Origin of the sequence: Rhodococcus gordoniae (assembly GCF_001646655.1) — a bacterium.
Taxonomy (GTDB): Bacteria; Actinomycetota; Actinomycetes; order Mycobacteriales; family Mycobacteriaceae; genus Rhodococcus; species Rhodococcus gordoniae.
In genome coordinates this window covers 1-20045 of the sequence record NZ_LPZN01000026.1, presented here as the reverse complement: position 1 = coordinate 20045, position 20045 = coordinate 1, and the positions used below count along the sequence as shown (strand labels likewise).

General features: G+C 67.5%; 20 protein-coding genes and 2 pseudogenes. 12 read left to right on the top strand and 10 right to left on the bottom strand.

Annotated elements, in window-relative coordinates; all coding sequences use genetic code 11:
* Positions 1-85 precede the first annotated feature (85 nt).
* From gvpJ to A8G18_RS12065, 4 genes are all read left to right on the top strand, one after another.
* Complete coding sequence (gene gvpJ / locus A8G18_RS12080; RefSeq protein WP_016934320.1) at positions 86-460, top strand: gas vesicle protein GvpJ; 375 nt, start codon at positions 86-88, stop codon at positions 458-460.
* 94 nt (positions 461-554) lie between these two features.
* A complete protein-coding gene (locus A8G18_RS12075; protein WP_172506043.1) occupies positions 555-1178 on the top strand; it encodes a maleylpyruvate isomerase N-terminal domain-containing protein in 624 nt (207 codons plus the stop codon).
* A gap of 32 nt (positions 1179-1210) precedes the next feature.
* Entirely contained in the window at positions 1211-1414 is a 204-nt protein-coding gene (locus A8G18_RS12070; protein WP_064064072.1) for a zinc-ribbon domain-containing protein, read from the top strand.
* 405 nt (positions 1415-1819) lie between these two features.
* Positions 1820-3283 (top strand): DUF7159 family protein, encoded by a 1464-nt coding sequence (locus A8G18_RS12065; RefSeq protein ID WP_064064075.1) that lies wholly within the window; start codon positions 1820-1822, stop codon positions 3281-3283.
* A gap of 4 nt (positions 3284-3287) precedes the next feature.
* Here A8G18_RS12065 and A8G18_RS12060 read toward each other — a convergent pair whose 3' ends face one another.
* The gene (locus A8G18_RS12060; protein ID WP_064064071.1) at positions 3288-3923 is read right to left on the bottom strand and encodes a hypothetical protein; all 636 of its coding nucleotides are present in this window, start codon (positions 3921-3923) and stop codon (positions 3288-3290) included.
* A 167-nt stretch (positions 3924-4090) separates the two neighbouring features.
* On the opposite strand from A8G18_RS12060, the gene A8G18_RS12055 reads away from it, so the two are divergent.
* Complete coding sequence (locus A8G18_RS12055) at positions 4091-6751, top strand: helix-turn-helix transcriptional regulator (RefSeq protein WP_064064070.1); 2661 nt, start codon at positions 4091-4093, stop codon at positions 6749-6751.
* A 13-nt stretch (positions 6752-6764) separates the two neighbouring features.
* On the opposite strand, the gene A8G18_RS12050 is transcribed toward A8G18_RS12055, so the two are convergent.
* Positions 6765-7313, bottom strand: a complete 549-nt coding sequence (locus tag A8G18_RS12050) for a DinB family protein (protein ID WP_016934545.1) — start codon at positions 7311-7313, stop codon at positions 6765-6767.
* A gap of 100 nt (positions 7314-7413) precedes the next feature.
* On the opposite strand from A8G18_RS12050, the gene A8G18_RS12045 reads away from it, so the two are divergent.
* A complete protein-coding gene (locus A8G18_RS12045; RefSeq protein WP_064064074.1) occupies positions 7414-8397 on the top strand; it encodes a helix-turn-helix transcriptional regulator in 984 nt (327 codons plus the stop codon).
* A gap of 60 nt (positions 8398-8457) precedes the next feature.
* On the top strand, positions 8458-9534 hold the full coding sequence (locus A8G18_RS12040) for an alkene reductase (protein WP_064064069.1): 1077 nt from the start codon (positions 8458-8460) through the stop codon (positions 9532-9534).
* 9 nt (positions 9535-9543) lie between these two features.
* On the opposite strand, the gene mqo is transcribed toward A8G18_RS12040, so the two are convergent.
* Positions 9544-11055, bottom strand: a complete 1512-nt coding sequence (gene mqo / locus A8G18_RS12035) for a malate dehydrogenase (quinone) (protein WP_064064068.1) — start codon at positions 11053-11055, stop codon at positions 9544-9546.
* 88 nt (positions 11056-11143) lie between these two features.
* Here mqo and A8G18_RS12030 point away from each other — a divergent pair, with 88 nt between their 5' ends.
* The gene (locus tag A8G18_RS12030; protein ID WP_064064067.1) at positions 11144-12061 is read left to right on the top strand and encodes a LysR family transcriptional regulator; all 918 of its coding nucleotides are present in this window, start codon (positions 11144-11146) and stop codon (positions 12059-12061) included.
* A 14-nt stretch (positions 12062-12075) separates the two neighbouring features.
* Here A8G18_RS12030 and A8G18_RS12025 read toward each other — a convergent pair whose 3' ends face one another.
* The 4 genes and pseudogenes from A8G18_RS12025 to A8G18_RS12015 form a co-directional block, all read right to left on the bottom strand.
* Positions 12076-13542, bottom strand: coding sequence for an FAD-dependent monooxygenase (locus tag A8G18_RS12025; RefSeq protein WP_064064073.1), 1467 nt, complete (start codon positions 13540-13542; stop codon positions 12076-12078).
* Positions 13543-13656: 114 nt separating this feature from the next.
* Positions 13657-14133, bottom strand: a complete 477-nt coding sequence (locus A8G18_RS12020) for an SRPBCC family protein (protein WP_064064066.1) — start codon at positions 14131-14133, stop codon at positions 13657-13659.
* A 59-nt stretch (positions 14134-14192) separates the two neighbouring features.
* The gene (locus tag A8G18_RS23585; protein ID WP_280746713.1) at positions 14193-14465 is read right to left on the bottom strand and encodes a cytochrome P450; all 273 of its coding nucleotides are present in this window, start codon (positions 14463-14465) and stop codon (positions 14193-14195) included.
* A gap of 11 nt (positions 14466-14476) precedes the next feature.
* Positions 14477-15067: pseudogene (locus A8G18_RS12015) on the bottom strand (cytochrome P450); the annotation flags it as partial.
* A 199-nt stretch (positions 15068-15266) separates the two neighbouring features.
* Between A8G18_RS12015 and A8G18_RS12010 the strand changes: the two are divergent.
* Positions 15267-15530 (top strand): hypothetical protein, encoded by a 264-nt coding sequence (locus A8G18_RS12010; RefSeq protein WP_064064064.1) that lies wholly within the window; start codon positions 15267-15269, stop codon positions 15528-15530.
* A 111-nt stretch (positions 15531-15641) separates the two neighbouring features.
* On the opposite strand, the gene A8G18_RS12005 is transcribed toward A8G18_RS12010, so the two are convergent.
* Positions 15642-16013 (bottom strand): winged helix-turn-helix transcriptional regulator, encoded by a 372-nt coding sequence (locus tag A8G18_RS12005; protein ID WP_064064063.1) that lies wholly within the window; start codon positions 16011-16013, stop codon positions 15642-15644.
* An 80-nt stretch (positions 16014-16093) separates the two neighbouring features.
* Here A8G18_RS12005 and A8G18_RS12000 point away from each other — a divergent pair, with 80 nt between their 5' ends.
* Positions 16094-16504: a RidA family protein gene (locus A8G18_RS12000; protein WP_064064062.1), complete on the top strand. Its 411-nt coding sequence runs from the start codon at positions 16094-16096 to the stop codon at positions 16502-16504.
* 14 nt (positions 16505-16518) lie between these two features.
* On the opposite strand, the gene A8G18_RS11995 is transcribed toward A8G18_RS12000, so the two are convergent.
* Complete coding sequence (locus tag A8G18_RS11995; protein WP_064064061.1) at positions 16519-16872, bottom strand: Zn-ribbon domain-containing OB-fold protein; 354 nt, start codon at positions 16870-16872, stop codon at positions 16519-16521.
* A gap of 709 nt (positions 16873-17581) precedes the next feature.
* Between A8G18_RS11995 and A8G18_RS11990 the strand changes: the two genes are divergently transcribed.
* Positions 17582-18307 (top strand): alpha/beta hydrolase, encoded by a 726-nt coding sequence (locus A8G18_RS11990; RefSeq protein WP_064064060.1) that lies wholly within the window; start codon positions 17582-17584, stop codon positions 18305-18307.
* 6 nt (positions 18308-18313) lie between these two features.
* Here the strand turns inward: A8G18_RS11990 and A8G18_RS11985 are convergent, their stop codons facing one another.
* The gene (locus A8G18_RS11985) at positions 18314-19642 is read right to left on the bottom strand and encodes a PucR family transcriptional regulator (protein WP_064064059.1); all 1329 of its coding nucleotides are present in this window, start codon (positions 19640-19642) and stop codon (positions 18314-18316) included.
* Positions 19643-19810: 168 nt separating this feature from the next.
* Here A8G18_RS11985 and A8G18_RS11980 point away from each other — a divergent pair.
* Positions 19811-20045 (top strand): annotated as a pseudogene (locus A8G18_RS11980) (DUF2397 family protein); the annotation flags it as partial.

Sequence of the window (20045 nt, the reverse complement as noted above, 5' to 3'; positions counted from 1 at the left end):
CGGAAGGGCGCAGCGGTGACCGTACGGTACGAGGAGCAGCACCATGACATCGATCGAACCTTCCCGAGGCGGGGGTGGCGGCACGATGGCGCGGCCGAACTCGTCCGGGCTGGCAGACGTCATCGACACCATTCTCGACAAGGGTCTCGTGATCGACGCGTTCGTGCGGGTGTCCCTCGTCGGCATCGAGATCGTGACCATCGATGCCCGCATCGTGGTCGCCAGCGTGGACACCTACCTGCGGTTCGCGCAGGCCGTCGACAGGCTGGAGATCTCACAGACCCAGCCGAAGGGTGTGCCCGAGATCGTCGGTGATATCGGCGGCAAGGCCGTGGAGAGCGCCGCCGAGCACAAGACCCACAGCGCCCTGGACTCCGCTGCCGAGAAGGTGCTGGGATTTCTCGACGATGTGTCGGAGAAGCGGCAGGAAGCTCCGCGAAGCAAACGGAAGCGGCGGTAGCGGATCGACCGTCGTTTTCCGGTGGCGAACGTACGGCGAAGAGCACGGATGGGCGATACCGTCGGAACCGCAGCACGTCGACCGAGGGGTGGCAGTGGCGGATTTCGAACGGGACCGGGCGCTGATGATCCGTCTGTGGCGCATGTGGGGCTCACGCGCCGCCGACCTGTCCGACCAGCAGTGGACGACCGACACCCGACTACCCGGTTGGACGGTTCGCGACCTCTACGTGCACATCACTCCGTCCGTGATGATCGACATGCTCGCCACCCCCACAGCGGACGGTGCCGCGAAGGTCACCAGCGCGGCCGAAATGCTCCGGGTCTTCAATGCCGATCCGACCGTGGCCGAATTGCGGCACGGGCAGATGGCCGAGATGGTCCGGCAACTGGCGGTCGATGCCGATCGCGCGACCATGGCGACGCGCTTCGTATCCGAGTTTCCCGCCGCCTTCGAGCGGCTCACGGGATTGAATCGTGCCACCGTCATCCCGCATCCCTTTCTGGACTCGGTCGCGCTCGGCGCCTTCATCGACGTAGCGATCCTGGAGACCACGATCCACTGGCTCGACGTGGCCGATGCGGTCGGAGGACCACCGCCGGAGTCGATGGCACTCGAACGGACGCGCGACATCCTCGCCGCGGTACCCGATCCGCTCACGTTCGTCGAGGCAGCGTCGGGACGGTCTGATCCGGCGATCCTGCCGGTCATGCGCTGAGGGACCACACGTCGTCGCTCTATGCTCGGACGATGTTCCTTCTCTTCGGCTTCGGCACCAAGCGGCAGAACCTCGGTCAGGGGCAGAACCGGACGTGTCCGCGCTGCCACAACACCACGCAGTGGGCCCGCATGCGGGAGTTCAAGCAGTTCACGTTGTTCTTCGTACCGATTGCGCGCTGGAGCCGGCGGCAGCTGGAGCAGTGCGGGATCTGCGGTACCGCGGTGGAGATCTGAGGGCGATCGGTCGGGATCGGCGAAGGTGGACGGCCGCTCGGCCATGCCCGCGGAGCCGGCCTCGATCCGATCGGGCGATCCCGTCAGCTCGACCCGCAGTATGCGCCGCCGGAACAGAAGCTCTGCCCGCCCGGTGGAGCACCACGGCGCGTACCGCGCGGTCGGTCCCCAGCTGCTCGGTGGCATCGACGATCGCGAACCTCCTCGAATTCCGGTGGGATCGCCACGCGCGGACAGCTCGGCCCGCAATCGCGAAGTCGGCTGCACAAGAGGGATTTCGATACCGACGACAGCATGTGGCTCGTCGCGAGGAGCTCTCTCCCCAGCGACCCGGAGACGCGTGCCGACGTCGGCACCGAACGCCTCGGCGAGGCACACCGTGACCGAACCGTTATAGTCGGCGTCATGACTACAGTTCTCGGTGTCTCGGTCGGTGCCAGCGCGGTGCGCTTTGCGCGACGTGACACCGGGAGTGTCGACAGTCCGATCTTCCGCTCCCGCGCGATGCCCGCCCTACTCGACCGGCCGGCCGAGCTGGCCGCGGAGTCCATCGAAACGATGCTCGCCGAGACCGACGAGATCGAACAGGTGCGGGCCATCGGCGTCGCCTACCAGAACGAGACGCAGGCCGATTTCGTCCAGGGCGCGATGAGCAGACTGGACATCGACAACTTCCGACTCGTGCCGGAGGTGACAGCCGCGCTCGAAATGCTCGAAACCACCGGCGATCTCGGCGATCACAACACGCTCGTCTTCTACGACCTCGGCAGCTCGGGCCTCACCGTCACGGTCGTCGACCGAGGCACCCGTATCGCATTGAGTACGGCGCGCTCGAACCGGATCAGCGGCGACCTCGTCGACCGCCTGATCTACGATCACCACGTCGAGCTGCAGCGTTTCGCCGAGCCGGCCGACATGGCGGCCCAGCGGGCGCTCACCGCCCGGTGCCGCGACGCGAAGGAGCAGTTGTCGTCGAAGGACGCGGTGTGCATGCCCGGTGAGGGTGGTCTGTTGCTGCTCTCGCAGGACAGTTTCGATTCTCTCATCGACGGACCCGTGAAGGCCTCGGCCGGCCTCGCCCTCGACGTCATCCGGCGCTCGGGACGCACTCCCGACGCTGCGGTGCTCATCGGGGGTGGAGCGAACATTCCGCTGGTCACTGCCGTGATGGAGTCGTGGCTCGACATGCCGGTCATCGTGCCCCCGCAACCCGAACTCGTCGCAGCGGAAGGCGCGGCGCTCCTCGCCCGCCCGGACACCGCGAAGCCCAGCGAGACGGCGGAGTTCGCCGCGCCGACGGAGGTGACCGAGACCGCACAGTTCGCCCCGCAGCTGATCGCGTCGCACGCGCCGACCGAGGGTTTCGCCGCAGCCGACCTCCGGCAGGAGCCCGAGGCGACCGCGCAACCGCGGAAACGGCGACGCCTCCTGCTCGCCGGTGGGGCCGTCGTCGTCGCGGCGGCGATCGGTCTGGGCGTCGAACTGCTGCAGGGATCCGGCCGCGATCCCCAACCGACCGCGACGCAACAGGAGATGCAGGTGCCACCGGCGCAGCCTGCACCGGAGCCACGTCCCACGACGACCACGGACGCCGGCACCTCGTCGGAGGCCACTCCCACGGTGGACGAGCAGTCGGCGGTTGCGGATCGGAACGAGCCCCGCACCACCTACCAGCCGCAAACGCAGACCTCCACACAGGCGCCCATCTCCACCGGGACGCAGCAGGACGCGGCGGTCGACACCTCGGTGCCGTCTCCCGAACCCGAACCTGCTCCACTCGTCCCCGGGCTCCCCCGCTTCGAGCTACCGACACTCCCGCCGCCGCCGCAGCTGCCGCTCCCGGAACTGCCCCGGATTCCCGGGCTCTGAGTCGTCAGCCGCAGACCACCGGGGTCCGCTCGGGATTCGCCGATCCCGGATGTGACAACAGTCGCTGCCACCACCGGGCCACACGAGGACCCGGGAACGTCCGTGCTCCACGGGACCGGGTCGTCTCCCGCTTCGTCGCGGGTTCGGGGTGAGCGGAAACCGTCGGCGCCGCATCGCGCACCACGCACTGTTTCTGCGGTGCCGAGTACCTGCCTTCGCCGTGGTCCCACTCGACCACCACCGAGCGTGCCCCGCTCCGGATGATCAGCGACCGCACCGGTCCCTCCACGAAGACCTCGCGGTCGACGTGATGTGCGTCGAGATGCCCGGCACCGGGTGTAGAGGCCACGCCCAACAGGATCTCGGGTTCGGTGGACGGTCGGCTCGCTTCGACCAGCAAGCGTTCTTCGTCGACTTCGCGAACAGTGACGTCACTCCGCCCCGAAACGTCTCCTACCAGCAACGCGACGTATTCGGTCTCGCCCTCCTCATCGTGGATCGCCAGCAATCGGGCCTTTCGGGAGCCACAGCGCAGCGACTCGTCGAGCTCCGGAACCATCGAGCGCGCATCCTCTGCCGCGCTCAGATCGATCCGTCTCGACGTCCAGCTGAAGAACGGCTCCGACGATGTCGTTGTCATCACCAGCTCCTTCGGCCGCTGCCCGTTCGGTTCACTTCGACGACTCCATCGTCGTCACCGAACATGCAGGAGTCGCGCGTAGTGGAGTACTCGAAACAGGGCCGCATGCCGGAGCCGAAATCTCCATCCCGGAGATATCCGCACTCTGCACATCTACGATCGAGTGCATGGATCAGCGCTGGCCACTGATTCAGCGGCGGGGGGAACTGGACATCATTGTCGCGGCCCTGACGGACCCCGACCGAGGCGGTGTGGTCCTCACCGGAGATCCCGGCGTCGGCAAGACCACCCTGGCCCGCATGGCCACCGACTCGCTGGCCGCCCCGGTGCGCTGGATCGCGGGAACAGAATCCGCTCGCAGCATCCCGCTGGGTGCCTTCGCGCACCTCGTCGAAGCTCCCCCGACTCGCGACCCCGTCGCGTTCCTCGCCGCCGCCCGACAGGCATTGCTGCACGAGCACGGCTCCGGTCACGCACGCCTGGTCCTCGGTGTCGACGACGCCCACCTGCTCGATCCGCTGTCGGCCACCTTCCTCCATCAGCTTGCACTCGATCGGGCTGTCCACACCGTGGCCACGGTGCGCCACGGCGAATCCGTGCCCGACGCCGTCACATCCCTGTGGAAGGACGGTCATCTCATCAGAGTGGAGCTGTCACCGTTCACCCGGCAGCAGTGCATCGACCTCGTCGAAACCGTGCTCGGCGGCCCGTTGGAGGAGCTGAGCGCCGACCTGATCTGGAAAGCGTCCGGCGGCAACGCCCTGTTCGTCCACCACCTCGTGATCGGAACCCGTGAAGCAGGCACGCTCCGCCGCGCCGGGAACGTGTGGCAGCTCCGTGGCGGCACGGCTGTCACCTCGGAGCTGGCCTCGCTCCTCGAACATCGCATCGATCACCTCACGTCGGAGGTGCTGCAGGCGCTGCAACTGCTGGCGTTCTGCGAACCGCTCGACCTCGAGATCCTCTGCGGTCTCGCCGGTGACGAGGCGGTCGAGGAAGCAGAACGACGCGGATTGATCGACGTCGTCGACGACGGCCGCAATTACCGCGTGCGCTACACCCATCCGCTCTTCGGCGAGGTGGTACGTCGCCGCGTGGGCCGGGTCGCAGGTCGCAGGATCCGCGGTCAGCTCGTCGAGGCCCTGGGCTCGCGTGTCCAACGGGGGCCGGCCGACCGGATCCGTCTGGCCGAGCTCTCCCTGGACAGCAACCGATCCGTCGGCACCGAACTGCTCGAGACCGCGGCCCACGACGCGATCGCCCTGGGCGACGCTCCACTGGCCGAACGGCTCGCCCGCGCGGCATTCGATGCCACGGGGACGTTCTCGGCGGCCGATCTGCTCGCCCGCGCCCTGGTGTGGATGGGTGGGATCAGCGAGGCCGAGTCCGTGCTCGCGTCGTTCGACCCCCGCACCCTCGACGAGAGCGAACTCGTGCGGTGGGGCACGACACGCATCTCCAATCTGTTCTGGGGAATGGGCAACGCCGCGGAGGCCCAGCAGGTGCTCGCCACCCTCCGCGAACTGGTCACCCGCCCGCACCTCCGTCCGGTGATCGACGCGATCGACTGCGGGTGTGCGGTGTACGAGGGCCGCCCACACGACGCGCTCACCCTGGCGCATCGCACCCTCGCCACCGAACCTGCACTCCCCTGGGCGATCGAGTGGGCCTTCTTCGGCGGCGGTCTGGCGCTCGCGGTGATGGGACGCGGTCACGAGGTCCCCGCGATGGCGGCGCGCTGTGCAGCGATCGCCCATCAGGTCGACGGTCTGCTGCGCTATCCCGCCGGTCTGGGTGAGGTCCTCGCGTTGCTCCTCACCGGGAATCTCGACGAGGCCGAGCGGCGGGCCGAGACCTACCGGCACAGCGCGATGCGCGGTCCCGCCGACGCCCGCGGAACCGTCACGTCGACAGGGCAGTATCTCGCCTGGGGCCTGGCGAACATCCTGCGCGGCGTCGTCGACACGACGCGAGGGAGGTTCGTCCACGCCGTGCACCGTCTCGAGCAGGCCGTCGCCGCGCTCCAGGTGGACGACCGCGCCGCCGCCGTCTCCTGGAACGTGCCGGCGTACATCGCCCTCACACAGGGCTATGCCGTACTCGGTCGTGTCAACGACGCGGACGACGCGCTGGCACAGGCCACATCGCGGAGCGGACGGCACGTCGCCGTCTTCGAACCGCAACTCCGGATCGCGGAGGCATGGCTCGCCGCGGCGCGCGGCGAGACCACGAACGCGGTCGGCCTCGCCCGAACCGCGGCGGAGAGCGCGGCCCGGAACGATCAGTTCGGCATCGAGGCCGTCGCCCTGCACGCCGCCACTCGGTTCGGGGATTACACGACAGCAGACCGGCTCTCGGTTCTGGCCGAACAGTGCGACGGACGCTTCGTCGCGGTCATCGCCGCCCATGCGTCCGCGGCCGCGGACGGCGACGGCCGGGGACTGTCCGCAGCGGCGATCGACTTCGAGGCACTCGGCGCGCTCGCCGACGCGGCCGACGCCCATGCTCGGGCCGCCCTCGCCTACCGCGATCGGGGAGACACCCGGCGGTCGATCGAGTCCGCGGCCACAGCCGCGGCGCTGGCCGTGCGATGCGACCACGCCACGTCGCCGGCACTGGACGAAGCGGCCCGCCCGCTCCCCCTGACCAGCCGGGAACGGGAGATCGCCGCCATGGTCACCGCCGGACTGTCGAACCGGCAGATCGCCGACCGTCTCGTGGTGTCCGTTCGCACCGTCGAGGGCCACATCTACCGGGCGTGCACCAAACTCGACGTGTCCGACCGCACCGAACTCGCCGAGTTGATGCGGGACACCGGCCGGCGCTAGCGCGACGACCGGCTCATCCCATCGATTTCGCGCCGTCGAGGGATTCACGGATGATGTCGGCATGACCGGCGTGCTGTGTCGTCTCCGCGACGATGTGCAGCAACGCGCGGCGCACCGACCATGTCTCCTCGATGTTCCACGGCGCCTTCGGAAGTTCATGGATCACGTCCAGCGACGGCAGTGTCCGCACCAGCTCGTCCGTCCTCGCCGCCACCTCGTCGTAGGCGCGCAGCGCTCCTTCGAGGGTCTCCCCCGGCTGCAGCTGGAAGTCCTTCTCGCGCTCGGCGAAATCTTCCTCGGTCCACTCGGTGAAATCCTTCTCGATGTAGTCGGCGCCGACCACAAGGAAATCCGCCCATCCTCTCTCGACCTCGGTGACGTGCTTGATGAGGCCACCGATCGTCAAGGCGCTCACAGTGGTTCGTTGGGACGCCTGATCGGTTGTGAGATCGCGGGCAGTGAACCGCAGGAAATGCCGCGCGTGGGCCAGGCTCGACAACACATCGCGGCGTTCCTGGTCGAGCCTCGGCGTGACGTTCTCGGTGGTGGTGGTCTCGGTCATCGGGTGCTCCTCGTCGTCGTGGTTCGGTGAGAACTACGCTACGAGCTATTGGTGCCAGTTCCTGTCACTTATTGCTCCGAAGGTGCGGAAGAATGCGACCATGTCCGACACGAGCTCCCGCACGCTGCGACTTCTGTCGCTGCTGCAGACCCACCGCTACTGGCTCGGCGCCGACCTCGCCGAGCGGATGGGCGTCTCGCTGCGCACCCTGCGCCGCGATATCGAGCGACTCCGCGATCTCGGCTACCCGGTGCGGTCGGATCGCGGAGTCGGCGGCGGATATCAGCTCGCGCCGGGCGCGTCGCTGCCTCCCCTGGCCCTCGACGACGACGAAGCGGTCGCGCTCGCTGTCGGTCTACTCACCGTGGCCCAGACCTCGATCACCGGGATCGCCGAGATCTCCGTACGCGCGCTCGCCAAGGTCATCCAGGTGATGCCGCCGCGACTGCGGCGCCAGGTCGAGGCACTGGACGCGGCGACGGTCTCCGCCGACACGCCGTGGGCGACACGCGCGACCGATTCGCAGCAACTGGTCACCGTCGCGCGCGCGTGCCGCGACGACGAACGCATCGTGTTCGACTACACCGCGGCCGACGGGACCGCGACGAGCCGACGCGTCGAACCTCGCCAGCTCGTGTCTCTCGGGCGACGCTGGTATCTGGTCGGGTACGACCTCGACCGCAGCGACTGGCGCAGCTTCCGGCTCGACCGGATGACCGAGGCCGCCGCCACCGGGATGCGCTTTCGCCAACGCGACCTGCCCGGCGGCAATGCCGCTGCCTTCGTCGAAGCCGGAATCCGCGGGCGCTCCCACGTGAAGGTCAGCGCCGAGCTGGCGGCCTCCGAGCACGAGGTGCGCCGACGGATCGGCCAGTGGGCCGAGGTGATCGCGATCGACGCCGACCGGTGCCGGATCGAGGTGGACGCCGACAGCATGGACTGGGCGGTCTTCGCCGTGGGCATGTCCGGTGGCCGGTTGCTCGGCGCATCTCCCCCGGAGTTCGTCGAGCACCTCGCGGAGTGGTCGAATCGCCTGCTCGCAGGTGCCGAGAGACCGGATTCACCATCTCCCGACACGGTATGACCCCCCTCACAATCGGATCGGCATCGGAATGTCGCCGGGACGCGAGCGGTTGCGCCACCCATGGACTTGTTCACACCGGTAGCTCTCGGAGACCTCGAACTCGCGAACCGTATCGTCATGGCCCCGCTGACCCGCCTGCGTGGTGGTTCGGCCGGCGTACCCGGAGATCTGATCGTCGAGCACTACCGTCAGCGGGCGAGTGTCGGCCTGATCATCGGCGAGGGAACCTATGTGAACTTCGAATCCCAGGCCTTCGTCGGCCAGCCCGGAATCGTCACCGACGAGCAGGTCGCCGGTTGGCGCCGCGTGGCGGAGGCCGTGCACGACCGTGGCGGCCGCATCGTGGTGCAGTTGATGCACGGCGGCCGCGTCACGCATCCCGCTGTGAACGGTGGTCGACGCGTCGTCGCGCCGAGCGCCCTCGCGATCGACGGCCAGGTGCACACCGAACAGGGTAAGCAGCCCTACCCCGTGCCCCACGCACTGACCACCGACGAGATCCCTTCCGTCGTCGACGACTTCGTCGCATCGGCCCGCCGAGCGATCGACGCCGGACTCGACGGCGTCGAGGTCCACAGTGCCAACGGCTATCTGTTGCACGAATTCCTCTCTCCCGCCTCCAACGTGCGGGCCGATCAATACGGCGGTTCGGTGGAGAACCGGATCCGGCTGGTCGTCGAGGTCGTCACGGCCGTGTCGGACGCCGTCGGTGCCGGACGCGTCGGACTGCGGATCTCCCCCGAACACAACATCCAGGACGCGGTCGAGACGGACCGCGACGACGTCCACGCCGTCTACGGCGCTCTGGTCGACGCCCTGCAGCCCCTCGGTTTGGCGTATCTGTCCGTCCTGCACAAGGAGCCGACCGGAGATCTGGTGCAGGAACTGCGGAACCGATTCGGCGGCAAAGTGATCGCCAACAGCGGATTCGGTTCGCCGACGACCCGTGACGAAGCCGTGCAGCTGATCGAGGATTCGCACGCCGACGCCGTGGCGGTCGGTCGCGCGGTGCTCGCCAATCCCGACCTGGCCGAGCGGTGGCGGGACGGACAGCCGGAGAACCCGCCGCGTCCCGAACTGTTCTACGCGTCCGGAGCCGAGGGGTACACCGACTACCCGTTCCTGCAGACAGTCTGAGCGGAGAACTCACCGCTCCTCGAAATCCTTGCGCGCCGAACCGTTTCTCGCCGCCGCTGTAGCGCGGGCGGAACCCGGTTCGGCGCGTGAGGTCGTCTCGGCGTCCAGGTGCAGGTCGGGCATCATCCGTTCGAGCATCGGTCGCCACCGCTCGACGTGGTCCGGGAAGCACGTGCGCAGCACCTCGATCAGTGCCGTCGGGGCGATCGAGGCGCCGGGTGATGCGCCGAGCAGACCGGCGATGCTGCCGTCCGCGCTCGTCACGACCTCGGTACCGAAAGTCAGGACACCGATCCTGCGGCGATCGGGCTTGACCAGCTGGGCCCGCTGCCCCGCGTCGATCAACTCCCACTCGGAATCCCGCACATCAGGGCAGAATCGCTGCAGCTGCCGAAACTTCCGTGTGCGGGACGCAAGCAGTTGGCCGATGAGATAGCGCACCAGCGGCAGATTCTGTATCCCCACCCCCAGCAATGGAGCGAGATTGTGGGGGCGCAGAGTGGTGAACAGATCGGTGAGCCGGCCGTGCTTGAGCAACCGTGTGCTGAACGTGGCGTACGGACCGAACATGAGCCATTCGCGCCCGTCGACGATCCGTTTGTCGAGATGCGGCACCGACATCGGCGGGGCGTCCACGTCGGCCTGGCTGTAGACCTTCGCTGCGTGCCGCGACACCACATCCGGATCGGCGGTGCGCAGGAACTGCGCCCCTACGGGAAAGACCGCGAAGCCTCGCACCTCCGGGATCCGGGCCTTCTGCAGCAGTTTCAGGGCATACCCACCGGCGCCGACGAACACGAACCGGGACCGGACCGAGAACCGCCCCGTCTTCGTGCGTCCCGAGACCATCCACCGCCCGTCGGCGGTGCGGCGCAGTCGTGTGACCTCGTGTCCGGTACGAATCTCGGCGCCACGACGGCGCGCGTCCGACAGCAGTCGATGTGTCAGGGCGCCGAAGTCGACGTCGGTGCCCGCCTCGTAGCGCGTAGCGGCGACCGGTTCCGATCCGGTGCGACCGGCCATCACCAGCGGCGCCCATCGGGCGATCGTGTCGGGGTCCTCGCTGTACTCCATCGCCGAGAACAACGGTGATCGCTGAAGCGTGGCGTACCGCCGGCGTAGGTAGTCCACATCACGTTCGCCGAAGACGACATCCATGTGCGGCGTCGCGTTCACGAACGTCGCAGGTGCCTCGTCCGGCTCGTCGAGGGAGTCCCAGAACTGCCGTGAAATCCGGAACTGTCGGCCGATCTCCTCGGCCCGGGTCGAATCCGTGGGATCGGGCATGTAGTTCAGCTCACACAGGCCGGCGTGTCCGGTCCCGGCATTGTTCCACGGGGCACTGCTTTCCATCGCGACCTCATCGAGTCGTTCCAGGACGAGAATCGACCGATCGGGTTCGAGCCGTGCCAACAGTGCACCCAATGTCGCCGACATGATGCCGGCACCGATCAGGACGGCGTCGTACTCGGGGTCGTCGTACTGTGTTCCTTCGGCAGAGTGTCTCCGACTCACCGTCATTCACCTGCTTTCGTCGTTGTCGATCATCAGCGTGCGCCCTTCCCCACTCATCCGTCCAATGAAATTCTGCGGTCAGTACCATGCAGATATGGATTGGTATGTGACGACCGAGACCGCCGCCGTGGCTCCGCTACTCGTTGCCTTCGACGCCGCGGCACGCGAAGGCCACATCACCCGGGCGGCAGATCTACTCGACGTCCCCCAGTCCTCGGTCAGCCGCCGTATCCGGGCACTCGAGAAGACACTGGGCGTGACACTGTTCCAGCAGTCCGGGCGCGGGGTCGTGTTGACGACGGCCGGACGAGAGTTGCACGAACGCATCCGACATCTGATCCGTGAACTCGACGGCGCGATCACCACCGTGCGCGAGCACGCCGATCCCGACCGCGGCGTCGTCCGCTTCGGGTTCCCACTCACCCTCGGACCGGTGAGCATCCCGTCGCTGCTGGCCGAGTTCCACCACCGCGCACCCGGAATCCGGCTCCACCTGGTCCAGGCTCACGGCGAAGCACTCGCCGCGATGGTCCGCGACGGCCGGCTCGATCTCGCCGTCATCATCCCTCCGCCGCAGGATCTACCGGTCACCGTGCTCGCCCAGCAGAAGCTGTTGCTCCACCTCCCGAGCACCCACCGACTCGCCACGCGTGCCCGGCTCGACCTGTGTGATCTCGCGGACGACCACTTCATCGCGAGCCCACCGGACTACCACATCCGAAGGGAACTCGAAACTGCGTGCACCGAGGCCGGATTCGAGCCGCACATCGCGTTCGAGATCAGCGAGTTCGACACGATCCGCGCACTGGTGGCGAAGGGCCTCGGGGTCGCACTACTGCCTCGCTCGGAAACGCCCGTGACCGGAACCGCCACGATCCCGGTCACCGGCATCGAGAACCGCACGATCGGATTGACCACCGGGACACGGACGCCCTCACCGGCAGCGGCGCGACTGCACGCCCATATCACCGAACACGCCGACAGATTCGATGATCGCCGGGTCGATCCATAGGGATTGCTCAGCTGTCACTCGTGCCGATGATCGCGGTCTGTAACGCCGCACCACCGTTCGAGCGCGTCGCTCAGTCCGTCCGTCGAGCCCTCCCCCACCCATGCCACATACCCGTCCGGGCGCACGAGCACAGCCGACGGCGCATCCACCCCACCGAGGACCGGCAACTCCCATGCGCCGTCGTAGCGCGCTCGCACGTGGCCGACGTGTTCGGGCAGGGTACCGAAATCTGTTGGCGGAACATCCAATTGCAGCAGCAATGGATGGGCCTGGTGCATGAGTTCGAACACGCGCACCGACTCCTCCTCCACGACGATGTCGAGATCCGGCATCCGCCGCCCCACCAGTGGATGACCTTCGCCGAGGTCGTAAGTGACGTCGAGACCGGAGATCAACGCTGCGATCGGCGATCCGGCGTCGTCGACGCGGAGCATCTCGTCGATCAGATCGCGCAGGGCCTCCTGGCGTGGATCGGCTTTCTGGAACAGGGATTGCGCCATCGTGAACTTCAGCGCTCGCGCCCCGGCCGGGTGCCGTTCGGCGTGATAGGTGTCGAGCAGTTCGTCCCCCGATGTCCCTCGCACGACCCGCCCGAGTTTCCAGCCGAGATTGACGGCGTCCTGGATGCCCAGGCCGATCCCGAGTCCCCCGGTGGGCGAATGCACGTGTGCGGCGTCGCCCGCGAGCAGGATCCGGCCGGCGCGATAGGTCGTCGCCTGCCTGGTCGCGTCGGTGAATCGCGAAAGCCAGGTGGGAGCGTGCACACCGAAATCGGTACCGAACACGTGGATCAACTCTCGTCGCAGGTCGTCCAGCGTCGGCGCTGCGGCCGGGCCCAGCTCGGCCTCGGTCACCACCACCCGCGCGCGGCCCTCTCCCATCGGATACAGCCCGTGGACGCCGCGTTCATCGATCGTGGCGTCGGTGGGGAGTTCCTCGGTGACCCGCACTTCGGCGATCAGGCTGCTCCGTGTCGCATCGGGCCCTTCGAGTCCGATCCCGGCCTCGCGGCGCACGACACTGCGACCGCCGTCGGCGCCCACCACGTACCGAGCCTGCACCGACTCCCCTGATGTGAGCCGAAGGTGGACGCTCCCCTCGTCCGCATCGACGCCGACGACCTCCGAGTCCCGTCGGATCCGCACTCCGAGTTCCTCGACCCACTGCAGCAACAGCCGTTCGACGTGGTTCTGGAACAACGCCAGCGTGTACGGGTGGCGGGTGGGTAGGCGCCCCACATCGAGCCGGGTGCCTCCGAAGGTCGCGGTGTTCACCGTTCGCCCCTCGGAGAGAAAGCGCTCGGCGATCCCTCGTTGATCGAGCAGTTCGATCGTGCGGGCATGGATACCGCCACCCCGTGACCCTGCGAGTTCCTGCGATGTGCGACGTTCGAGTACGACGACGTCCGCTCCGGCCAGGCGCAACTCCCCCGCCAGCATCATTCCCGTCGGCCCGCAACCGACCACTGCTACCTCGTGCATGTCCACCCCTCTCCACGACATCGGACGGGCAGTATGAGCCCCGGGGTGGGGGTTGCGGCAAGCCCCCACCTGCGCGATCCCGTGGAAACGGGACGGGACGACCAGCGTCCCGGGTCAGCCCTCGAGGATGCGTTCGATCGCGTCCAGGGTCGCCGGAATTCCGCTGCGGGCGGACTGTTCCCGTGCGGCGAGCCGAGCAGGTGCCTCCGCCCCGAACTTCTCGTGGAAGAACGTCAGTCCGGCTTCGGTGAACTCCCAGGTCTCCGTCAGCTCCGTGCCGGAGTCCGCGGGCCTGATGATGTAGCTCCAGCGCACGAGGCCGGGACCGACCGACCACGCGAACTCGCGGCCCGGAGATGCGACGACGACCTCCGACCGTGTCTCCCAAGTGCGCTCGGGGGTGACGTTCCGTCCGGTGAAGAAGGACCCGACCTCGGGGCCCTGACCTTCGTCCCACCAGCATTCCGCGCAGACGGGAGACCATTCACCTGTGCGGGTGACATCGGAGACGAGGGCATACACCTCGTCGGGGGTGGCGGAAACGACGACGGAGGATTCGAAGGTCAGGGGTGTGGTCTGCATGGCTGCCATCCTGCCCTGTCGAGATCACCGCGTCGCGCCGTACTACCCCGGCCGGATCGCCGGGACGGCTACGCAGCGACGGCTCTGCCCTCCACGCGCGCCGGCACGGGTTCGGCCGCGACCGAGGTGAACGGTGTCTTCACCGGAAACTCGTCGTGGAGGGATTGCACGCAGAGCTTTCGCACGATGCTCGCAAGACCGAGTGTTGCTTCGAGCATGGCGAAACGGTCGCCGATACAGGTCCGTGGGCCACCCCCGAAAGGCGGATACTGCCGACGCGACCGATTTCTGATCGCCCCGGTGCGAACCGCTCCGGATCGAACTTCTCGGGTTCGTCCCACAGTGCAGGATCATGGTGGAATGCATAGATCCCGACGACCGTGTTCGTGCCGGCCGGGATGCGGTAACCATCCACTTCCACGTCCTGCATCGCCATCCGCCCGGTCGTGGCCCCGGGCGGACACATTCTGAGCGACTCATGGATCACCTGGACGGTACAGGGCAGATGCTCGATATCGTTCGCTCGCAGAGGACGGTCCCCCAAGTCGACAGCTTCCGGCGCCACGCGCTCTTGAATTCCGGGATTGCGTCCGAGTTGCCACAAACTGTAGGTCAGAGTGGTCGCGGTGGTGTCGTGACCGGCGAAGAGAAAGGCGAACAGGTCGTCGCGAATCTCCTTGTCGGTGAATGGCTTACCGGTGGCCGGATCGGTGAGTTCGGAGATCCGATCCGCGTGAACCGCCACGTGGTTCCTGGTGAACAAGGGCTGCAATGCCCGGCGTCGGGCACCCACGGTTCGTGGGGAAGATCGAACAGGTTGTTGCCGCCCCACAACCGTTCCTGGACACAGACCGTCATCTCCTTGTCGAAAGCCCCGTCGGAGCCGCCGAGAACATCGTGGGCGTCCTGAGGCGAGGTGACGATTGCGAAGGTCGGCGCCCATCGAGCGGGACGGAGGTGGACGAGGGTGACCGGTCCACCCGGCATCAGGAACGAGGCACTGCGCAACCGCATTCTTGGTGAACTGCACGGGTGAATTCGTCTGCAGGCAACAGTTCGATCGAATGTCAGGATCGAACTTCGAACTGCAATTCGATCCGTAAAGCGCTGTTCCCGTGTCGATGTGTGCTTATACTCGCGCAATGTTGATCATCGGGATCATTCTGTTCGGGCTGCTCGTCGGCGCGGCGGCACAGATCGTCGTGGGCAGATCCGGGACCGGGATCGATTGGACGCTCGCGTGCGTTGCGGGCATCGGCGGTTCGTTCGCCGGCGGTCTGCTCATCAGCCTTCTCGCGGGTGGCGGACTCGAACTGCGGCCCAGCGGGATCATCGGCTCGCTCGTCGGCGCGATCATCGTGACGGCTGCCTGGTCGGCATGGAAGGCGCGCTCGCGTCGGGCGTAGCTGTCCGAGCGACCACCGGCGCCGCGAACGAGCAGCGACTGCTCGACATCGGGCCGGGAAATCCGGTGTGCCGCCGCGACGGTCGCTCAGGGGCCCGAGCACTGATCTCGATCATTCGTCGGAAGCGTCGTCGAAGCGACGCCGCGACTCCTCGATGCGGGGAAGATTCGTCGACGCCCACAGCAGCAGGGCGTCGATCGGTTCGCGCGCGGTCTTTCCCAACGGGGTGATGCGGTACTCGACCGCGACCGGTCGGGTATTCACCACGCGGCGTTCGACGATCCCGTTGCGCTCGAGTCTGCGCAGCGTGTTGGTCAGGGATTTCTGCGTGACCCCGGGGACGGCGCGGCGTAACTCGTTGAAGCGACGTGGCGCCTCGCACAATTCGGTGAGCACGCTCAGCGACCACCTGTCGAGGATCTGCCCCAGCAGCTCCCGGTGGGCGGCGAGGGCGAGCAGATTGTGATCAGCGGTATCCGTCATGAAACCTGGTTTCGTTGAAGTGACTTTCGGCTACCAAGTATAAATCGGATACCAATCGGATTCGATCTCAGGAGTAGCCCGTGCCCGTCACGTTGTTCAGCCCCGCAGGCATGCTGCCGAACGCGCCCTACCATCACATCGCCGTCGCCACCGGAACACGGCAGGTCCACGTCGCCGGCCAGGTCGCGCACACGCCGGACGGTTCACCGGTCCCCGCCGACCTGGCCGGCCAGGTGTCCCAGACGCTGCGCAACGTCGCCCGGGGCCTGGCCGGAGCCGACGCGAGCTTCCACGACGTCGTGCGCCTGACGTTCTACGTCACCGACTGGCACCCGGAGAAGATCGAGGCACTCATGACCGGCGTTCGGGCCGTGGCGCACGAGATCGGACTGCCCGATCCGATGCCGCCGGCGTCGCTGATCGGAGTCGCGGCGCTCTACGAACCAACAGTGCTCGTGGAGATCGAAGCGACCGCGGTTCTCGAGGGGTGAGCGTCGTTCGTCGGTCAGGCCGCGCAGACCTCGAAGATGGGGAACCCATCGCCGCACGCCGTCGCATGGAACGCGACCCGCACCCGGGCGTCGGCGCAGTCGGGGAACGATCCTTCGATCTTCGAGTACAGCCACGGCCCGGCGTCGAGTTCGACGATCGCGAGCGTGACGGCGGTATCGTCCTGCGGGCCACCGTCGAGAGGCTCGACGACCTTCCAGGACACGATCGAACCGGTACCGGAGCAATCGGCGGACTCGAGATTCGCGCTGCCACAGGAGGAGCAGCGCACTGTGTCGGGAGCGAGCAGCGTCGTGCAACTCCCGCAGCGCAGGATGGTCATGCGGCGCTGCGTCGCGTGGGGCGCCATCGCGGTCCTTCCGTCAACGAGAATGTCCGAGCCACAGCAGCAATCCGTCGCAGCAGGGGCGAGACCCCCGACGGGCCGATGACGTGGCTCCGGTCATCGGCCCCCATTCGAAGGTAGGCCTCGGTAGGGGGCTTGCCATCGGTACGGGAGCACACAGATCAGTGTTCCATGCTGGTCTCAGCGCACAATCCGGGGTTCTTCCGCTGGGACTTTCGGGCTGCCGTGCCATGTGGGGACGAGGGCCCGAACATCGCCGTGGACTGTAGGTTTTCCCCACCGGCCGGTGACGCACCTCTCCCTGGCACCCGGTGCCGTACGCAGTCACTGTGCGCACAGCCCGAAGGAGGCCCCGAACAGTGTGCACGTACCCCGGTGAAACGAACACCCATCCTCCTCAGCCTGGATGAGCAGCGAGCCCGCTGCGTCGCCGCGCTGGGTCACCCCGCTCATCGCGGCCGTCTCCCCTGCGGATCGACCGGCCCCAGACATTCGACCGGTTTGTGAGGAGTTCTCCTGTGACGACCGCACGCGACGTGCGCGCGCCATCCGCCCCCCCCGCGAAGGCCCGGGGGCCGAAACCCCACCTGGCCTTCCGACCGCTGTCCGCCGATGCGAGTTCCACGGTGCCAGCCCCCAGGCTCGGCTGCTGCCGGCGATCGACGGGACGGGGTCCGCCCCGGTCGCACTTCCGAATTGTGGCGGATCCTGGGTGGAAGGACCACGTGCGGGTTTCGACCGGGTGATGCTCTACCTGCACGGGGGTGGCTTCCTGTGCGGAGGGATGCGCAGCCACCTGCGTCTCGTGTCGCGAATCTCCGACGCGGGACGAACGCCGGTGCTGATGGTCGACTACCGGATGCTGCCGAAGCACTCGATCGACGACGCCGTCGACGACGGGGTGGATGCCTTCCGCTTCCTTCTCGCCGCGGGGTACCGGCCGGAGCAGATCGTCGTCGCCGGGGATTCGGCCGGCGCCTATCTCGCGTTCATGGTCTCGCTGACACTGCGCGACCGGAGATTGCCGACGCCCGGGGCGATCGTCGCGTTGTCCCCGCTCACCAAGTGGGATCCCACCCGCAAGCTCGGACATTCGAACGCGGCGCGGTGCGCACTGCTGCCCGGCAAGGCGCTCGAAGCGCTGGCGGGCCTGGCCGGTCTCGGGGACGAGCGGGATCGGGTCTGTCCCGCCGATGCTGATCTGTCGGGACTTCCGCCCACACTTGTCCAGGTGGGATCGCACGAACTGTTCCTGGTGGATGCGGAGTCGATGACCGAGCGTCTCACCGAGGCCGGCACCGCATGCGAGCTGCAGGTCTGGGACCGCCAGGTACACGTCTTCCCGATCGCTGCCGATCTGCTACCCGAAGGGATCCGGGCGATCGGCGAGATCGGACGTTTCGTTCGGGCCGTCGTCCCGGGCCGCCGGGCCGGATGACCGCCCTCACCCGGGCGGCAAGGGGCTTTCGGGATCCGGTGCGAGCACGGTGGGTCCGAGCCAGTGACACAGAGCCAACGCGTTCTCGAGATCGAGTCGATGTTCGCGCACGCTGTGACCGATCTGCTCCTCCGCCTTGCTGATCCGATAGGCGACCGAATTCCTGTGCAGGTGCAGCCGTTCGGCAGTCGCTACGAAACTTCCTCCACTGGTGAGGAATTCGCGGAGGGTGTGACGTAGCTGCGCGGCGCCGGGATCATCTGCGGCGAGCCGGCCGAGCACATCACCCACCCACGCACGCACCCAATCGAGGTTCGTGCACATCAGCGCCACCGCCCCGACCTCGTCGATCGAGACGAGCCGCGGCCCCGGCAGCTCGGACGTCAGAGCCACCTCCCGCGCCTGAGCCGCCTGCCGATGGGTGCGGACGAAACCGTCGATGCCCTCGTGAGGTGCGCCGAGCGCCACACCGATGGGTCGCTGCCACGCCGCAACGATCTCGGTCAACATGCTCGCATCGACGTGGTCGACCGCACCGAGCGGTATCCACGCCCAGGCCGTGTACTCGTCGGACTGCTCGAACAGCGCTCGACCACCGACTCCGAGGTGCTCGGTGAGCACCGTCACCGCCTGCTCGAGCCCGTTCCATTCGGTCCCGGACCGGTCGCCGCCGGCCACCTGGATGTCGTCGGTCCAGACGATCACGCCGAGATGGTGCTGCCCGAGCCGATATCCCAGGGTGCGCTCGGCGTCCCCGACCTCGATGGGACGTCCGGCCAGAATGTCCTGGATCCGGGCGGTTCGGGAGGCATTGCGGTTGAGCAACCAGGTGTCGCGTTCCGACTCGTACACTCCCAGCAGCGTCTGGGACACCCCGTCGATCCCGGCCGAGAGCCTCATGAGGATCTCCACCCCCGCCTGCGTCACCGCGCCGGCATCCTCGCTGAGTCCCGCCAGCGCCTCGAGATACCACCGCATGATGCTGTCCTGTGCAAGCCGATTGCTCCGATCCACCACCGAGACCGGGAAGCCCTGCCGGGCCAACATCCGGACCAACGCATACGATGCGGCCGGTATCTCGATCTCGTCGCGGTCGTTTCTGAGAAATCGGGTGATCGCGTCGACACCGTCCTCGGCGGTCTGCTCGAGTGCGCGACGAGTCGGGCGATCCTGGGACATCGCGTCGATCTCCGGGGAGATCCGCTCGAACATGTACCGCATGATCTCCGAGCGCCGCGTGATCGACAGATCGGCCGCCGCGTCGATCAGTGCACGCGTGTCCGGTGCCGGATCGCCCACCGCGCGGGCGCCCCGTCCGATCTCGTGAGCATTCATCGTTTCCGTTCCCGGAGCGTGCCGCCTCCGTCGAGGTGCGCTGCCTCGACGGTAACGGCTCGATGCGGGCGGCGACCGCGGATCGGCGGCGTTGATTCGGACACGATCGTGCCGACACTCACCCGGGTGTTGTCCTGACCCGTCGGCCGCGCCGCCTAACCTGTCACGGTGAGTGAATCAGGCCGAGCGCGGTTCGACGCGATCGAGGATGCGTTGGTGCGGGACGACCGCCTGCGGTTGTTCTCGTTCGCCACGGCCGAGAAAAGAGTGGACTACCTGTGGGTTCTGCGCGCATTCGATCACGCGCGCGGCAACTATTCGGTGCTGCTGCACGCCGGGGACGTCGAAAACGTCCTGACCCGGCTGCCCGGGGCGACCGGCGACGACGTCCCCGATTCCTCCG